At 75.4% G+C, this 16,051-nt stretch carries 14 protein-coding genes and 1 riboswitch; of the genes, 3 read left to right on the top strand and 11 right to left on the bottom strand.

Features of this window, described 5'->3' with window-relative positions:
• Window positions 1-126: 126 nt before the first annotated feature.
• Window positions 127-2,889 (top strand): protein kinase domain-containing protein, encoded by a 2,763-nt coding sequence (locus ACJOT3_RS07205; RefSeq protein ID WP_406970101.1) that lies wholly within the window; start codon window positions 127-129, stop codon window positions 2,887-2,889.
• On the opposite strand, the gene ACJOT3_RS07210 is transcribed toward ACJOT3_RS07205, so the two are convergent.
• Window positions 2,861-4,858 (bottom strand): DUF6596 domain-containing protein, encoded by a 1,998-nt coding sequence (locus ACJOT3_RS07210; RefSeq protein WP_406970103.1) that lies wholly within the window; start codon window positions 4,856-4,858, stop codon window positions 2,861-2,863. The two genes, ACJOT3_RS07205 and ACJOT3_RS07210, sit on opposite strands and share 29 nt — an antisense overlap.
• Window positions 4,859-4,925: 67 nt before the next feature.
• Window positions 4,926-5,249: a YciI family protein gene (locus tag ACJOT3_RS07215; RefSeq protein ID WP_406970105.1), complete on the bottom strand. Its 324-nt coding sequence runs from the start codon at window positions 5,247-5,249 to the stop codon at window positions 4,926-4,928.
• Between the two features lie 148 nt (window positions 5,250-5,397).
• Between ACJOT3_RS07215 and ACJOT3_RS07220 the strand changes: the two genes are divergently transcribed.
• A complete protein-coding gene (locus ACJOT3_RS07220; RefSeq protein WP_406970107.1) occupies window positions 5,398-6,084 on the top strand; it encodes a DUF998 domain-containing protein in 687 nt (228 codons plus the stop codon).
• 150 nt (window positions 6,085-6,234) lie between these two features.
• Window positions 6,235-7,152 carry an aldose 1-epimerase family protein gene (locus ACJOT3_RS07225; protein ID WP_406970109.1) on the top strand — a complete coding sequence of 306 codons (918 nt, stop codon included), beginning with the start codon at window positions 6,235-6,237 and terminating at the stop codon, window positions 7,150-7,152.
• Between the two features lie 4 nt (window positions 7,153-7,156).
• Here ACJOT3_RS07225 and ACJOT3_RS07230 read toward each other — a convergent pair whose 3' ends face one another.
• The 9 genes from ACJOT3_RS07230 to ACJOT3_RS07270 all read right to left on the bottom strand — a co-directional run bounded on the left by ACJOT3_RS07230 (window position 7,157) and on the right by ACJOT3_RS07270 (window position 16,043).
• Window positions 7,157-7,726, bottom strand: a complete 570-nt coding sequence (locus ACJOT3_RS07230) for a nucleotidyltransferase family protein (RefSeq protein ID WP_406970163.1) — start codon at window positions 7,724-7,726, stop codon at window positions 7,157-7,159.
• A 155-nt stretch (window positions 7,727-7,881) separates the two neighbouring features.
• A complete protein-coding gene (locus ACJOT3_RS07235; RefSeq protein WP_406970111.1) occupies window positions 7,882-9,042 on the bottom strand; it encodes an XdhC family protein in 1,161 nt (386 codons plus the stop codon).
• A 154-nt stretch (window positions 9,043-9,196) separates the two neighbouring features.
• Window positions 9,197-9,658, bottom strand: coding sequence for a PH domain-containing protein (locus ACJOT3_RS07240; protein WP_406970165.1), 462 nt, complete (start codon window positions 9,656-9,658; stop codon window positions 9,197-9,199).
• Window positions 9,659-9,694: 36 nt separating this feature from the next.
• Window positions 9,695-10,168 (bottom strand): 6,7-dimethyl-8-ribityllumazine synthase, encoded by a 474-nt coding sequence (gene ribH, locus ACJOT3_RS07245; RefSeq protein ID WP_406970113.1) that lies wholly within the window; start codon window positions 10,166-10,168, stop codon window positions 9,695-9,697.
• 32 nt (window positions 10,169-10,200) lie between these two features.
• Window positions 10,201-11,490: a bifunctional 3,4-dihydroxy-2-butanone-4-phosphate synthase/GTP cyclohydrolase II gene (locus ACJOT3_RS07250; protein ID WP_406970115.1), complete on the bottom strand. Its 1,290-nt coding sequence runs from the start codon at window positions 11,488-11,490 to the stop codon at window positions 10,201-10,203.
• Between the two features lie 67 nt (window positions 11,491-11,557).
• Window positions 11,558-12,190 (bottom strand): riboflavin synthase, encoded by a 633-nt coding sequence (locus ACJOT3_RS07255; RefSeq protein ID WP_406970117.1) that lies wholly within the window; start codon window positions 12,188-12,190, stop codon window positions 11,558-11,560.
• Between the two features lie 113 nt (window positions 12,191-12,303).
• Window positions 12,304-12,434, bottom strand: a riboswitch (FMN riboswitch).
• Between the two features lie 73 nt (window positions 12,435-12,507).
• A complete protein-coding gene (locus ACJOT3_RS07260) occupies window positions 12,508-13,566 on the bottom strand; it encodes a phosphatase PAP2 family protein (protein WP_406970119.1) in 1,059 nt (352 codons plus the stop codon).
• A gap of 169 nt (window positions 13,567-13,735) precedes the next feature.
• On the bottom strand, window positions 13,736-14,404 hold the full coding sequence (rpe, locus tag ACJOT3_RS07265; RefSeq protein ID WP_406970121.1) for a ribulose-phosphate 3-epimerase: 669 nt from the start codon (window positions 14,402-14,404) through the stop codon (window positions 13,736-13,738).
• Between the two features lie 166 nt (window positions 14,405-14,570).
• Window positions 14,571-16,043 (bottom strand): RsmB/NOP family class I SAM-dependent RNA methyltransferase, encoded by a 1,473-nt coding sequence (locus ACJOT3_RS07270; RefSeq protein ID WP_406970123.1) that lies wholly within the window; start codon window positions 16,041-16,043, stop codon window positions 14,571-14,573.
• Window positions 16,044-16,051 lie beyond the last annotated feature (8 nt).

A 16,051-nucleotide genomic window follows, 5' to 3' on the forward strand; every position in this document is an offset into this window, starting at 1 on the left:
CGCATCGTCGACGGGGGTCCGCGGGCGCACGGCCCACAGCGGCCGCCGCGGGGCGTCTAATCTGGAAACGGTCCGCCGATCCCGGTCACGACACCCACGCAACCGAGAAGGACGGCACCGACCTCCATGGTCACGCCCCACACCGGTGACGACAACGCGCCGACACAACGGATCGAACCCACCGCGCCCACCGCCAAGGCGGACCCCGCCACGGGGGCCACGCGGTGGGTCACCCGTGTCCTGCGACCGGGCTCCGCCCGCGACGCGCCCCCGCCCACCCGCGTCCAGGACCCCGGCGGCCAGGGCCCCGGCCCGGCTGCCCCGCCCACCCGGGTGGAGCGGCCCGCCCCGGCCACCGCCCGGTTCGGCGGCGCGGCGGCCCCCGGCGGCGAGGGCGGCCGCACCCCCTGGTGGCGCATCCTGTTCGGCCCCTTCCTGGACTGGCTGGCCCGCCTCGTCTCCCGGGTCGTCGTCGGCCCGGCCAGCGACCTGGACTACGCCGTCCCCGCCGACCTGCGCCGCCGCTACCAGGTCCTGGACCGCATCGGCGCCGGCGGCGAGGCCGTCGTCTACCTGGTCGAGCCCACCGACTCCCCCGGCCGCCGCCTGGCGCTCAAGGTGTACCGGCCCGGCCACGACATCAACCGCGAGCTGCTGGACCGGCTGCGCGCACGCGGCACCGCCTCCCCGCACACCCCGGCCGTCCAGGGCTACGGCCACGCCAAGAGCTCCTGGGAGGAGGACCTGGCCTGGGAGGCCCAGGAGTACTTCGAGCACGGCTCGCTGCGCTCCGTCATCGACCAGGCCCCACTGGACGACGCCCGCGCCCGCGCCGTCGTCTCCGCCGTCGCCGAGTGCCTGCGCCACTGGCAGGACGACCTCCAGCACAACCACACCGACGTCAAGCCCGAGAACCTGCTGGTCCGCTCGCTGGACCCACCGGTGCTGGCGCTCACCGACTTCGGCGGCGCCGTCCGCGCCACCATGAGCCGCGTCTACGGCGGACTGGCCATCACCGAGGACTACGCCGCCCCCGAGGTCGTCGAGGGCCGCCGCGAGGCCCCGGCCGCCTGGTGGTCCCTGGGCGTGATGGCGCACGAGCTGGTCGCCGGGCGCCGCCCCGACCGCGGCGGCAACTGGCTGACCGCCCGCAACACCGAGGTGGACATCTCCGCCGTCACCGACGAGCACTGGCGGCTGCTGGTGCGCGGCCTGCTCGCCCCCTCCCCCTCGGCCCGCTGGGGGTACGCCGAGGTCGCCCAGTGGCTGGCCGGGGAGCGGCCCGCCCTGCGCACCGCCCGGCGGCTGCGCCCCATCGTGTTCGCCGGGGCCTCCCACGAGGACCCGCCGAGCCTGGCCTTCGACCTGCTGGACCGCTCCGAGACCGGCGCGCTGTGGCTGCGCACCCACTGGTCGGAGCTGCGCACCTGGCTGGACCGCGAGGTCAAGGACCACACCTTCGACCGCGCCTACCTCACCGGCCTGGACGGCCACCCCGAGCGCGCCCACATCGCCATCAGCGCCCTGGCCGCCCGCTACGTGCCGGGCATGCCGCCGCGCTACCGCGGCCACGAGATCAGCGCCGACGGCCTGCTGGAGCTGTCCACCGGCGAGGCCAGCAGGCACGCCGTGGTGCGTGAGGCCCTGGAGTCGGGCGCGGTGGGCCTGGCCGCCCAGCACTGGTGCCCCCACCCGGGCTGCCGCAGCGACGGCTCGGGCCGGTGCGTCCTGCTCGAACGCGTCCAGCACGAGGTGCCCCTGCTGATGAAGCGGGTCGCCGAGACCCTGGACCGCACCACCGGCCCCGGCGCGGACCGGCCGGACCGGCCCGCCGCCCACGAGATCGACACCACCTGGGCGCGCGCCGTGGAGCTGGTGCTGGAGCCCGACACCGCGTCCCGGCACCGCGCCCTGCTGCGCCGCCAGTCCTGGCACCCGGCCCAGCGCAGCCCCGCACCGCACGCCCCCTGGTGGAACGAGCAGCGCCGCATCGGCCTGCGCGACGGCGGCGGCGACCCGCTCGCCCCGCGCGCCGCCCTGCTCACCGCCGTGCTGCTGCTGCCCGAGGCGGTCCGCATCGGCGGTTCCATCGCCGACCGCGAACGCGCCGACGGCCGCGCCCGCCGCCAGGACCGCTGGGCGGCGCTGACCGGCTCGGCCCAGGCCCGCTGGGACGAGGCGCGCGGCCGGGTCTCCGACGCGCGCCGCCGCCGGGCCGAGGCCGCCACCGGCGACACCCCGGTGGTCGGCGGCACCGCGCCGCGGGACGCGGCCCGCCCGCGCTGGAACCGGTGGGGGGCGCGCCAGGACCAGAACGCCGGGGGGCAGGGCCCCTGGGCGCAGAGCCCCGGAGGCCAGGGCCCCGAGGGGCAGAACCCGGAGGCGACCCGCAAGCAGCAGGAGCGCGCCTCCAAGCGGGTCCAGCGCACCATGAACCAGATCCAGAAGGCGATGACGGCGGGCAAGTGCCGCCGCTTCGCCTACCCGGCCGCCCTGCTGGGCCTGGTGGACGGGCTGGGCCGGGCGCTGCGCCCGCAGGACGGCTTCTACCCCGAGAGCACGTTCGTCGGCGACGCCTACACCGGGCTGCTGGACGCCGCCCGCGGGCCGGTCCTGGGCACGCTGGCCGACGTCACCGGCGCCGTCACCGGACTGCTGCCCGGGGAGATGGGCGCCGCCTGGTGGCTGCCGGTGCTGCTGTCGGTCGCGCTCTTCGCGATGGGCCGCACCGCGGCGAGCAAGAAGGACTCCTCGCGGGCGCGCCGCCGCCTGGCCGCGTTCCGGCTGGCCGTGGTCGGGTCGGTGCTCATGCTGGTGGTGCTGCTGTCCACCGGGCTGCTGGCCCTGGGCTCGGGGGTGCTCATCCCGCTGGACGGCCTGCTCGGCTGATCCCGGACAGGCGGCCCAGCGTCCAGCCCCTCCCGCCCGGGTCCACCGCGCGGGAGGCCAGCGCGAACAGGCGCTCGGCCCGCTCGTAGGACAGCCGCCGCCGTCCCGTCTGCGGGCACAGGTCCCGCTCCCCGGGGGTGCGGGCCGGGCCGGGTCGGCGGTCGGACAGGAACACGGGGCCGCGGGTGCGCCCGCCCAGCAGTTCCGGCAGCAGCCGGGCGGTGCCCGAGCGCCAGACCACCCGGGCCGCGCCGACCGGTGCCGACCGGTCGTCCAGGTCCAGGTCCTCGACGTTCAGGGCCAGGGCGGTGCGCGCCGGGACCCCGGACTCGGCCAGCAGGCACCACAGGGTGCGTTCGCGCACCGGGACGTCCGGCCCCTCCCACAGGGCGCGCACCGCGCCCGGGTCCACTTCCGGCGGCGCGAACGCGGGCTCGGGCCGCCGCTCCAGCGCCGCGTCGATCCCGTCCAGGCCCGTCCGGGCGGCGAACGTGCGCACCGCCGACCGGTGCCGGTTCCAGGTGCGGGCGGCGGACCCGCCCCAGGCCGTCGCGAACACCCCTGCCACGCGTTCGGCGGTGAGCTCGGACACCGGCAGCCCCGCACCCAGGGAGCGGCACAGGCGGTCCAGGGTCCGGCCGTAGGAGCGGGCGGCCTGCTCCCCCAGGTCCCCGCGGGTCAGGAAGGCGCGCACGGCATCGCCCAGCAGCGGCCCGGCCGGGGCGGAGGGCAGGCCGGCGGCCAGGCCCAGCAGGAAGTCGCGTTCGGCCCGGTTGCCGGTGAGGGCGGCGGCGCGCTCGAACTCCACCCGGGCCTCGGCGGGGCGCCCCGAGCGCACCAGCAGGTCGCCGCGCACGCTGGGCAGCAGGTGGTAGTCGCGCAGCGCGGGCTCGGCCGCCACGGCGTCCACCAGCTCCAGGCCCCGTTCGGGGCCGTGCGCCCGGCCCACCGCGACCGCCCGGTTGAGCAGCACCACCGGGGTGGGAGCCAGGTCCGCCAGCCGGTCGTACAGGGCCGCGATCCGCGCCCAGTCGGTGGCCTCGGCGTCGGGCGCCTGCGCGTGGCAGACCGCGATGGCGGCCTGGAGCATGTAGGGGCCGGGCGGGCCGCCCGCGTCGCGGGCGCGCAGCATCGCGGTGAACCCGCGCCGGATCGCCGCGGCGTCCCACCGGCGCCGGTCCTGTTCGTGCAGGCGCAGGAGTTCGCCCGAGGGGCCGGTGCGGGCGGCCGTGCGCGACCGCTGGAGTTCCATGAGGGCGACCAGGGCGTGCGCCTCGGCCCGGTCGGGGACGAGTTCGGCGAGCATCCGGCCGGTGCGCAGCGCCTCCTCGCACAGGCGCGGCCGCATCAGCCCGGGTCCGGCGGTGGCCGTGTAGCCCTCGTTGAAGACCAGGGAGACCACGTCCAGGACGGCGGGCAGCCGCTCGGCGGCCTCCTGCGGTCCGGGCGGCTCCAGGGCGGCGCCGTGTTCGGCGAGGGTGCGCTTGGCGGCGGCGACCCGGCGGGTGATCTCGTGCTCGGGGGTGAGCAGGGCGCGGCCGATCTCGTTGTCGGTGAGGCCGGTGACCAGGCGCAGGGTGAGGGCGACGCGTTCGCCGACCGACAGGGCCGGGTGGCAGGTGAGCAGGAGCAGCCGCAGCACGTCCCCGGGGTCGGTGTCCGGGTCGCCGGGGGGCTCCAGGGGTTCCGGGGCGTGTTCGAGGTCGCGGGCGATGCGCTCGTGTTCGCGTTCCAGGCGCTGGTCGCGGCGGATCCGGTCCAGGGCCCGGCGCTTGGCGGCGGTGGTGATCCAGGCGGCGGGGTTGTCGGGCACCCCCTCGTGCGGCCACTGGCGCAGCGCGGCGACCAGCGCGTCCTGGGCGCACTCCTCGGCGGTGCCGACGTCGCGCACGATCCGGGTGAGCACGGCGATGACCCGCGCCGACTCGGCCTTCCAGACGGCGTCGACGACGTCGTGCACCTCGCTCACACCGTCGATGACAGCACCGCCCCGGGTGCGGGCGCAAGCCGGGGCGGTGCCGCGGGGTCCGGGGCGGTCAGGAGAAGACCTGCCGGATGACGCTCTCGCCGTCGCCGACGATCCGGCGGAACCGGCGGGTCAGCTCCAGCGCTTCCTCCCTGGTGGCGACGTCGACCAGCGCGAACCCGGCCACGGCCTCCTTGCTCTCGGTGAAGGGGCCGTCGGTGACGGTGATCTCGTCCCCCCGGGAGGCCATCCGGATCCCGCCGGGCTCCAGGCCACCGGTGGCCACCAGGGCCCCGGAGGCGGTCAGCTCCTCGATGAACGCCGCCATCTCCACGTACAGGCCCTCGTCGGTGCGGGCGTTCTCCGAGGGGTGGCTCAGCATCAGGAATCGCACGGGGTGCTCCTCGTCTCGTGATCTCTTGCGTCGGCTGTGAACACTTCTACATCGTTCGGGCGATGTGACAGGGAATGCCAGCGTTCCCTGTCACATCGGTGGCGCGACGTGGAGGTGAGAACACCACCGCACCGGAAGGACACCGATCATGACCGCCGCCCCGCACCCCACCGCCGCCCGCGCCGCCTCCGCCGCCCGCACCGCGGCCACGCGGCAGGGCACCCGCCCCCTGCTCCTGAGCGCCGCCGTCGCCGGACCGCTGTGGAGCGCCCTCTCCCTGGCCCAGGCCCTGGGCCGGGAGGGGTTCGACCTCACCCGCCACCCGCTGAGCGCCCTGAGCAACGGCGACCTCGGCTGGCTCCAGATCGCGAACTTCGTCGTCGCGGGCCTGCTGGCCGTCGCCGGGGCCGTGGGCCTGCGCCGCGCCCTGGCCGGGACGCCCGGCGGCGTCTGGACGCCCCGGCTCGTCGCCGCCTACGGCGTGGGGATGGTCGCGGCAGGAGTGTTCGTCATGGAACCGGCCGACGGGTTCCCGGTCGGCACCCCCGCGGGGATGCCCGCCGCGCTGGGATGGACGTCCTTCGCGCACATGGCCGCCGGTTCGCTCTCCTTCGCCGCGCTGATCGCCGCCTGCTACGTCCTGGCCCGACACTTCGCCCGCACCGGCGACCGCACCCGCGCCGCGCTCTCCGTGGCCGCCGGCACCGCCCTGCTCCTGGGCGACGGCTGGGCGATGACCGGCGGCGCCCTCGGCTCGCTGACCCTGGCCGCCGGGGCGATCACCGCGATGCTGTGGGTCTCCGCCGTCGCCGTGCGCCTCCTGCGCACCCTCTGAACCGCTGGAACCGCCGGAACCGCCCCGGGGACCGGAAGTCCCCCACCGGCCCCGTCCGCACCGTGCGGGCGGGGCCGGTCGGCTAGGATCGCCCGGTTCGGCAAAGCACCGGACGGTGGCGGGGAACCGGGTACGAGGGAAGGGCCGCACGTGGGAGAGACCATCGAACTGCGCTCGGGGGAGTTCGCGGCGCGCGTCGCGACCGAGGGCGCCGCGCTCCAGGCGCTGACGTGGCGGGGGAAGGACCTGGTGTGGCCCTACACCGGCGCGCCCACCGCGTTCCAGGGGCAGGTGCTCGCCCCCTGGCCCAACCGGATCGGCGGCGGCCGCTACCGGTTCGAGGGGAACGACTACCGGCTGGACGTCAACGACCCCGCCACCGGGTCGGCCATCCACGGCCTGGTCCACGACCGGGACTGGACGCCCGTGCGCGTGTCCGAACAGGTGGCGGAACTGCACCTGGACCTGCGCGCCGAGGCGGGCTACCCCTTCCCGCTGGCGCTGGACGTGACCTACCGGCTCGACGGGGACGGCCTCACCGTCACCACCGCCGCCCGCAACGCCGGGGACTCCCCCGCCCCGTTCGGGCTGGGCTTCCACCCCTACCTCGACCTGGGCGAACCCGTGCGCGACCTGGCCGAACGCGGCGAGCTCACCGTGAGCGCGCCGGTGGCCGCCCACCTGCCCGCCGACGCCGACCTGCTGCCGGTCGGCGACCCCGTCCCCGTCCAGGGCACCGACCTGGACCTGCGTCCCCCCGGCCGCGGGCTCGGCGACACCGTCCTGGACACCGCGTTCGTCATCGGCGGGCGCGACGCCGACGGCCGGGCCTGGACCCACGTGGACGGCCCGCACCACCGGATCTCGGTGTGGTGCGACGAGACCTTCGGCTACCTCCAACTGTTCAGCTCCGACACCCTCACCGGCGCCGACCACCGCGCCCACCTGGCCGTGGAGCCCATGACCTGCCCGCCCAACGCGTTCGCCACCGGCACCGGCCTCATCGTCCTGGAGCCCGGCGCGACCACCCGGCACGTCTTCGGGATCACCGCCTCGGCGGCCTCCTGACGGCTCAGCTGCGCAGCAGGTCGCGCAGCCGCGACAGGTCCTCTTCGGTGTCGATGTCCTCGGGGCTGGCGACGTCGTCGCAGGCCACCGGGGTGACCACGTGGGAGTAGGCGCGCAGGAACGGGCGCGCCCCCACGTCGTCGACCGCCATGGCGTGCACCGTGGACCAGTGCTCGCGGCCGATGAGCACCGGGTTGCGCTGGTTGCCGCGGTAGGTGGCCACCGCCGCGCGGGCGCCCTCGGCGTGCGCCGCCACCAGGCGCGCCACCGCCTCGGGGGTGACCAGCGGCTGGTCGGCCAGGGAGATCAGGACCGCGTCGACCCCGTCGGGCAGGGCGTCGATCCCGGCCCGCAGCGACGAGCCCATCCCCGAGGCCCACTCCGGGTTGAGCACCGTCCAGGCGTCGGGGACCGCGGTGTCCGCGGCGCCCAGCACCACCACGACGGGTGCGCAGCCGCCGGCGCGCAGGGTGCGCACCCCCCGGTCGACCAGGCGTTCGCCGCCGACCTCGACCAGTGCCTTGGGCCGCCCCAGCCTGCTCCCGGATCCGGCCGCCAGCAGCAGACCCGCCACCCGGCCGTGTTCCCCCTCGCCGCTTCCCATGACGCGATGATGCCACGCGCGGGCTCCGCGCACCGGCCGCCCGCGGAACCCGGTCCCGACACTTTTCCAGAACCGGTCCGGCGCCCGGACACAACCTGCGGTTTCCCCCGCCCCCGGTTTTCGGTTCACCTGTCGACGTGACCGAATCCGGCCGGAACAAAGGGCTCCACGGCCATGTCCCGGTGGATCCGGCCGGTGGTCTCGCTCAGCGCGCGGCCGCTGCCGCCCCACCGGGAGCCCACCAGCTCGGCGGCGATCGACACCGCCGTCTCCTCCGGGGTCCGCGCCCCCAGGTCCAGGCCGATCGGCGAGTGCAGCCGGGCCAGCTCCTCCTCGGACAGGCCCGCCTCGCGCAGCCGCTCCATCCGGTCGTCGTGGGTGCGCCGCGACCCCATCGCGCCGATGTACCCGGCGCGGGTGCGCAGCGCCGCCGTCAGCACCGGCACGTCGAACTTGGGGTCGTGGGTGAGCACGCAGATCGCCGTACGCTCGTCGATGCGGTCGGCCACCTCGTCCAGGTACACGTGCGGCCACTTGACCACCACCTCCTCGGCGGCGGGGAACCGCTTGGCGGTGGCGAACACCGGGCGGGCGTCGCACACCGTCACCCGGTAGCCCAGGAACGCGCCCATCCGGGCGACGGCCGCCGCGAAGTCGATCGCGCCGAACACCAGCATCAGCGGCGGCGGCGCGAACGCCTGCACGAACACCTCCAGCTCGTCGCCGCGCCGCTGCCCGTCCGCCCCGTAGTGCAGCAGGCCGGTGGTGCCCTGGGCCAGCAGGCCGCGCACGTCGTCGTCCAGGGCGGCGGTCAGCCGGTCGCCGCCCACCTCGCCCTCGGCGTGCCCGGGCCACACGATGCGGCGCCGCCCCACCCGGTCCCGCCCGGAGGGGTCGGCCACCACGGTGGCCACCGCCACCGGCTGGTGCTCGTCGATGGCGCCCAGCACCGAACCCAGCGAGGGGTACCGCTCTCGGTCCACCGGCTCCACGAACACGTGCAGGGTGCCGCCGCAGGTCAGGCCCACGCTGAAGGCGTCCTCGTCGGCGACCCCGTAGGTGCGGCGCACCGGGACCCCGGTGCGGATCGCCTCCATCGCCTCCTCGTAGACCGCGCCCTCCACGCAGCCCCCCGACAGGCTTCCGACGACCTCGCCCGAGGCGCTCACCGCCATCGCCGCCCCGGCCGGACGCGGAGCGCTCTTGAAGGTGTCGATCACCGTCGCGACGGCGAACCTCTCCCCCGAGGCGTACATCTCCGCCACGGCCTCTCGGATATCGCGCACGCGGCACCCCGCTCCCGGTCGGCTCTCCACGTTCTGTGGCCTTCACCACCAAACTATGCGCTGCCCCCGGCATGGCGGGAGCCTCCGTTCCGTCAAGAAACGAAGGCTCCTGTTAGACGTTCGCACAAACCCCGGGGAGCGGCGCGAACGGGGGTCAGTCCCGGTCCGGCTCCGCGGCCTCGCCGCGCTGGTGCAGCAGCTCCCGGAACTCCTCCAGCGCGGCCCGGGCCCGGTCGCCGTCGGCGCTCTGGATGCCCATCACCGCCAGCGTCGTCCCGTCGGACAGGTCCACCGACGGCCACGGCTCGCCCTCGGGCATCCGCACGTCCACGATCTCCGCCCACGACAGCACGTGCGTGCGGATGCTGTTGACCACCGTCACGGTGTCCGGGCCAGCCACCAGCCGGGGCCGGGCCAGCAGGTGCAGGGTCGCGGCGATCGCCAGGCCCACGCCCACCAGCAGCACCCGGTCCATGAACCGCCAGTCGGCCGGCAGCATCGACGCCAGGACGACCATCGTGGCCACGATCAGCAGCCCCAGCCCGTAGGCGACCGCCCGCACCGCCCGGGGACGCCACACCCGGGGCCCCTCCGGCCGCCGCGCCGCCTCGTCCACGGTCTGTTCCCTCGTCCGCACCCGTACTACCCCCGCCTAGCTCCGCAGTCCGCGCAGGACCACGGCCGCCTCCAGCGCGGCCAGGGCCGCCTCGGCGCCCTTGTCCTCCACGCTGCCCGGCAGCCCGGCGCGGTCCCGCGCCTGCTCCAGGGTGTCACAGGTCAGCACGCCGTTGCCCACGGGGGTGGACTGGCGCAGCGCCACGTCGGTGAGCCCCTGCGTCACCGACTGGCACACGTACTCGAAGTGCGGGGTGCCGCCGCGGATGACCGCGCCCAGCGCGATCACCGCGTCGTGGCGGCGGGCCAGCTCCTGGGCCACCACCGGGATCTCGACCGCCCCGGCCACCGTGACCACCACCGGCTCGGCGGCGCCCGACTCCTTGACCACCGCCAGCGCGTTGGCCAGCATCGGCTCCACGATCGGCGCGTTCCACCGGGTCACCACGATGCCCACCGACATGCCGGGGGCGTCGATCCGCTGCCCCTGCGGGCGTCCTTCACCGCTCATCGCTTCTTGTCTCCCAGTCGTCTCGTGCTCGATCAGTCGGTGGCGACGGACAGGTCGTGCCCCATCCGGTCGCGCTTGGTCCGCAGGTAGGCGGCGTTGTCGGGGGTGAGGAACGCGGGCATGAGCACCCGCTCCTTGACGCGCACCCCGTGCCGCTCCAGGCCCTGGGCCTTGTCCGGGTTGTTGGACAGCAGCCGCACCGAGGAGACCCCCAGGTCGGTGAGGATCTGCGCCCCCGCGCCGAACTCCCGGGCGTCCGCCGGCAGCCCCAGCCGCAGGTTGGCGTCGACGGTGTCCACACCCTCGTCCTGGAGGGCGTAGGCGCGCAGCTTGTGCAGCAGCCCGATGCCGCGGCCCTCGTGGCCGCCCAGGTAGACGAGCACCCCGCGGCCCTCGCGGGCGATGTCGGCCATGGCCGCGTCCAGCTGGGGGCCGCAGTCGCAGCGGTGCGACCCGAACGCGTCGCCGGTCAGGCACTCCGAGTGCAGCCGCACCAGCACGTCCGTGCCCTCGCCCAGGTCGCCCATGACCAGGGCCACGTGCTCGGCGCCGTCGGTCGCCCCCTTGAACCCGACCGCGCGCCACTCGCCGTGCCGGTTGGGCATGCGGGTCTCCACCAGGCGGGTCACCAGCGGCGGGTGCGCCTCGTCCTCGGTGAGGGACTCGCCCAGCGCCAGCCGGTGGGCGGCCAGCTGCTCCACCGACACCAGCTTCAGGCCGTGCTCGTCGGCGAACTCGCGCAGCCGCGGCAGCCGGGCCATGGTGCCGTCGTCGTTGACCACCTCGGCCAGCACCCCGGCGGGGCGCAGCCCGGCCAGCCGGGCGAAGTCCACCGACGCCTCGGTGTGGCCGCGCCGGGCCAGCACGCCGCCCGGGCGGGCGCGCAGCGGCAGGATGTGGCCGGGGCGCACGAAGTCGGTGGGGCGGCTGCCCCCGGCGGCCAGCAGGCGGATCGTGTGCGCCCGGTCGGCGGCGGAGATGCCGGTGCTGACACCCTCGCGGGCGTCCACCGTGACGGTGTAGGCGGTGCGCAGGCTCTCCTCGTTGCGCGCCGTCATCAGCGGCAGGTCGAGGCGGTCCAGGTCCGGGCCCTCCATGGGCACGCAGACCACGCCGGAGGTGTAGCGGATCATGAACGCCAGCAGCTCGGGGGTGGCGAGCTCGGCCGCGAAGATGATGTCGCCCTCGTTCTCACGGTCCTCGTCGTCCACCACCACGATGGCGCGGCCGGCGGCGAATTCGGCGATGGCGTCCTCGATCGGGTCGAGGACCACGGGTCGCTCGGCGTCGGTCGCGGCCGGGGTGGTGTCGGTGACGGTCATTCCCGCTCCAGGTGTCGGTGGGTGGTGTGGGATCGGTGGCGGCCGCACGGGTCCGCCCCGGAAGGGATCAGGCGCGGTCTTCGGCCGCGGCCACGGCGGTGATGCGCTCGACGTACTTGGCGACGACGTCGACCTCGATGTTCACGGTGGCGCCGACGGCCAGGGAGCCCAGGGTGGTGGCGCGCAGGGTCTCCGGGATGAGGCTGACCTCGAAGAACTCCTCGGCGGCGCCCGGGTCGCTGACGGCCGACACGGTCAGGCTGGTGCCGTCGACCGTGATCGACCCCTTCTCGACCACGTACCGGGACAGCCCGGCGGGCAGCTCGAACCGTAGAACGTCCCAGTTGTCACCCGGATTCCGGGAGAGCAGGCGGGCGGTGCCGTCCACGTGGCCCTGCACGATGTGCCCGCCCAGGCGCGAGTCGACGCGGGCGGCGCGTTCGAGGTTGACCGGGGAGCCGGCGGCCAGGGAGCCCAGGGAGGAGCGGTCCAGGGACTCCTTCATGACGTCGGCGGTGAAGGTGCCCTCGCCGCGGTCGACGACGGTCAGGCACACGCCGTTGACGGAGATGGAGTCGCCGTGGCCGGCGTCGGAGGAGACCCGGGGGCCGCGCACGGTGAGCAGCACGGCCTCGCCCGCGGGGCCCGCGGGGGTGAGGGAGACGACCTCGCCGAGCTCTTCCACGATTCCTGTGAACACGCCCTTGCCTTCCTTCGCCTGGTGGGGCTCCGGGGCGTGTGTGGAACGTGCGTCCACGGCGGGTCGGCGAAGGGCCGCGGGCACGGGGGCACCACGGCGCACAGACCGTCCCGACGCGTGCTGCCTCCCATCCGGACTTTCACCGTCGGTACCGGAATTCCACCGGTTCAACCGGCCGATGGACTCGGCCGGGTCGCGGACTGTCACCGCCGGTTCGGACTTTCACCGACCCCGGAGCACGCATTCTCAACTGATGTCTGAGACGACCACGATCTTAACGCCGCGGTAGCAGGGACGCCTAGTCCGTGTGATGGGGATCATGCATCGGACGCGTCGTCGGCCGGTTCCCCCGCGTTGTCGCCGCTGCGTTCCCCCTGTTCACCGGGGGTGGCGGGGCGCCGCGCCAGACCGCTGCGCAGGAACAGCTCCGGCGCGCCGAAGGCCGCCCAGAACGAGATCGCCCCGTAGACGAGGTAGGACGAGACCGCTCCGGCGAGCCCGGCCAGGCCCCCGAACACCACCTCGTCGAAGGCCAGCACCGCGACCACCACGGAGATGCCCAGCACGAACCGGGCCACCCGGGCCGGGACGGTCCCCTCCGCGCTGTACCAGCCGCGCCGGTCCAGCAGGGTGAGGCCGACCAGGCCGCCGAGCAGCCCGCCGGAGAGCATGAACAGGTTGTCGAGCGTGTGCCCGGCCGGGTCGATCGGGGTCGCGCCGATCCATTCCGCCGGGACCTCCCAGCCGGCGCCCGCCGTGTACCGCCACACCGCGCCGATCACGCAGGGCACCAGGGACACGGCCAGGGCCACGGGCACCCAGCGCCGGGCGTCCAGCCCGCGCCACCAGGCCAGCACCCGGTCCTCCCAGCGCAGGAACGCCCACAGGACGGCGGCGCCGAGCAGCACCCCCACCACGACGTCGCTGATGAAGTGGGCGCCCAGGTACACGCGGGACAGGCAGACCAGGGCGATGATCCCGGCCGCCGCCCACGGCAGGCCGCGCCGCCCGGACCTGATCCCCAGGTAGCCCCACAGGACGGTGGCGTTCTGGGCGTGCCCGGAGGGCATGCCGAAGCTGCCCTGGGAGGCGTGCGCGGCGATCCGCGCGTCGTACCAGGAGGGGCGGGAGCCGAACACCAGGCCCTTGAGCAGGTGGTTGACCACCCCGCTGCCGACGCAGGCGATGAACAGCCGGGCGCCGAGCCCGGGGTTCACCGACCACAGGATCAGGGCGAGCAGGACGATGACGAAGACCTGGGAGCCGAGTCCGGTGACCGCCGTCAGGGGGAGGACGGCCCAGTCCCCCACTCCTTGGAGCCAGCGGATGGGGATGGTCTCGGCGTCCCACAGCACGTCCAGGTTCAAAACGAGCACTCCGGATGTCCGGGCCTGGCAACGCGCTCACGCCGCGCCGCTCCCCCGGTCCGCGCCGCGCGGGGGGAAGACGGAGCCGCGACCAAGCTGAATCGACGACTACGGGGCGCAAGCTTAGGGGGTTCCGCGCCGGTGTGACCAGCCGCACACCGGCGCCGCGCCGGGATCGTTACCGGCGTCCCGCGGCCTCGACGGCCTGGGCGCGCAGGGAGTCGATGGCCTTGGCGGGGTCCTGGGCTCCGTAGACGGCGGACCCGGCGACGAACACGTCGGCGCCGGCCTCGGCGGCGCGCTCGATGGTCTCATCGCCGACGCCGCCGTCGACCTGGAGCCAGACGGAGGCCTCGCGGCTGTCGAGGATCTCGCGGGCGCGGCGGATCTTGGGCAGGACCAGGTCGAGGAACCTCTGGCCGCCGAAGCCGGGCTCGACGGTCATGAGCAGGAGCATGTCCATCTCGCCGACGAGGTCGGCGTAGGGCTCGATCGGCTCGGCGGGGTTGAGGGCCAGTCCGGCGCGGGCGCCCAGGCGGCGGATCTCGCGCAGGGTGCGCACGGGGGCGTTGGCGGCCTTGGCGTGGATGGTGACGCTGCCCGCCCCGGCCTCGGCGTAGGCGGGGGCCCAGCGGTCGGGGTCCTCGATCATGAGGTGGCAGTCCACCGGGGTGTCGGTCGCCTTGAGCAGGGACTCGACGATGGGCAGGCCGAGCGTGAGGTTGGGGACGAAGTGCCCGTCCATCACGTCGACGTGCAGCCAGTCGGCGTTGGGGACGGCGGCGGCCTCGTCGGCCAGGCGCGCGAAGTCGGCGCTGAGGATGCTGGGTGAGATCTGGATTGCCACGCCTGGCAGTGTAGCCAGGCCGACCGCGGGCCCCGGGGCGGGGCGTGCGGTCGGACCTGGGGAGTCCTCGCCAAGCGCCCCGACTTGACGATGTAGATCATGGTTTGTCCGGTTTTGCCGGAGATGACCGTGGCGCCCCGCTCGGGGGCGCCACGGGTGGGCAGGCTCAGTCGCGGCGCAGCAGGGCCAGGAACATGGCGTCGGTGCCGTGCCGGTGCGGCCAGAACTGCACGTACCTCCCGTCCTCCCCGGCGGCCAGGCCGGGCACCTCGTCCAGCAGGTCGGCGGCGCGCAGCAGGGTGAGGTCGTCGCGTTCGTCCAGCACCCGGCGCACGATCACATCGGTCTCGTCCAGGTGCGGCGAGCACGTCACGTACGCCACCACACCGCCCGGCCGCACCGACTCCACCGCGTTCAGCAGCAGGTCGTGCTGGAGCGGGGCGAGCTCGGCCGCGGAGTCCTCGGTGCGCCGCCAGCGCGCCTCGGGGCGGCGGCGCAGCGCGCCCAGGCCCGTGCAGGGCGCGTCCACCAGGACCCGGTCGAACGTCCCCGGGCGCCAGGCGGGCCGGGTGCCGTCGGCGGCGATCGCCCGGCCGGCGTCGCGCGGGGCGCGGCGCACCGCGCGGGCGACCAGCCCGGCGCGGGCCGGCTGCACCTCCGAGGCCACCAGGCGCGCCTCGCTCCGCCCGGCCAGCGAGGCGAGCAGCCCCGCCTTGCCGCCCGGGCCCGCGCACATGTCCAGCCACAGCTCGTCGCGGCCCTGCACGTCGACCCGGGTCAGGGCCAGCGCCACCAGCTGGCTGGCCTCGTCCTGGACGGCGGCGCGGCCCTGGCGGACCTCGCGGATCGCCGCCGGGTCGCCCTCGGGCAGGCGCGCGCCGAACGGCGAGTACGGCGTGGGCTCGGCACCGGCGGCCACCAGGTCCTCGACCGTGGCGCGGCCCGGCTTGGCCACCAGGGTCACCTTGGGGCGCTCGTTGTGCGCGACGAGCAGGCGCTCGGTCTCCACCAGGCCGGTCTTGGACCGCTCCCCCAGGGCGCGGGCCAGCTCCTTGACGATCCAGCGCGGGTGGCTGTGCACCACCGACAGGTAGCCGCTGGGGTCGACGGCGCGGTCCGGGGCGATGACCCCGGTCCACTCGTCCAGGTCGCGGGCCGACACCTTGCGCAGGATCGCGTTGGCGAACCGGGCCCGGTGCTGGCCGACCACCCGGCGGGCCAGGTCGACGGTGGCGCTGACCGCGGCGTGCGGCGGGATCTTGGTCGACAGCAGCTGGTGGGCGCCCAGCCGCAGCAGCGGCAGCACCTCGGCGTCCACGGAGGCGAGCGTGCGGTCCACGCAGGTCTCCATGATCGCGTCGTAGGTGCCCTGGCGGCGCAGGGTGCCGTAGGTCAGCTCGGTGGCCAGGGCCGCGTCGCGCCCGGCGATGCCGCGTTCGTTGAGCAGGGAGGGCAGCAGCAGGTTGGCGTAGGCGTCGCGGTCCTGGACCGCGCGCAGGACGTCGTAGGCGACCCGGCGGGCCGGGTCGCGGGGCGCGCCGGCCTTGGCGGCACCGCCCTGGGTCCCGCCGGACCGTGCCCCGCCGGAGTGGGGCCCGCGGCGGGGACGGCGGTACGGGGATCGGGACTGCTCGCTCAACGTGTGCT

The sequence above is a fragment of the Nocardiopsis protaetiae genome (assembly GCF_045446735.1).
Taxonomy (GTDB): domain Bacteria; phylum Actinomycetota; class Actinomycetes; order Streptosporangiales; family Streptosporangiaceae; genus Nocardiopsis; species Nocardiopsis protaetiae.

What these genes read in the sequence shown, in the direction of transcription:
- ribH (WP_406970113.1), bottom strand. Translation starts at nt 10,168, where the DNA reads ATGAGCGGTGAAGGACGCCCGCAGGGGCAGCGGATCGACGCCCCCGGC.
- ACJOT3_RS07250 (WP_406970115.1), bottom strand. Translation starts at nt 11,490, where the DNA reads ATGACCGTCACCGACACCACCCCGGCCGCGACCGACGCCGAGCGACCC.
- ACJOT3_RS07220 (WP_406970107.1), top strand. Translation starts at nt 5,398, where the DNA reads ATGACCGCCGCCCCGCACCCCACCGCCGCCCGCGCCGCCTCCGCCGCC.
- ACJOT3_RS07205 (WP_406970101.1), top strand. Translation starts at nt 127, where the DNA reads ATGGTCACGCCCCACACCGGTGACGACAACGCGCCGACACAACGGATC.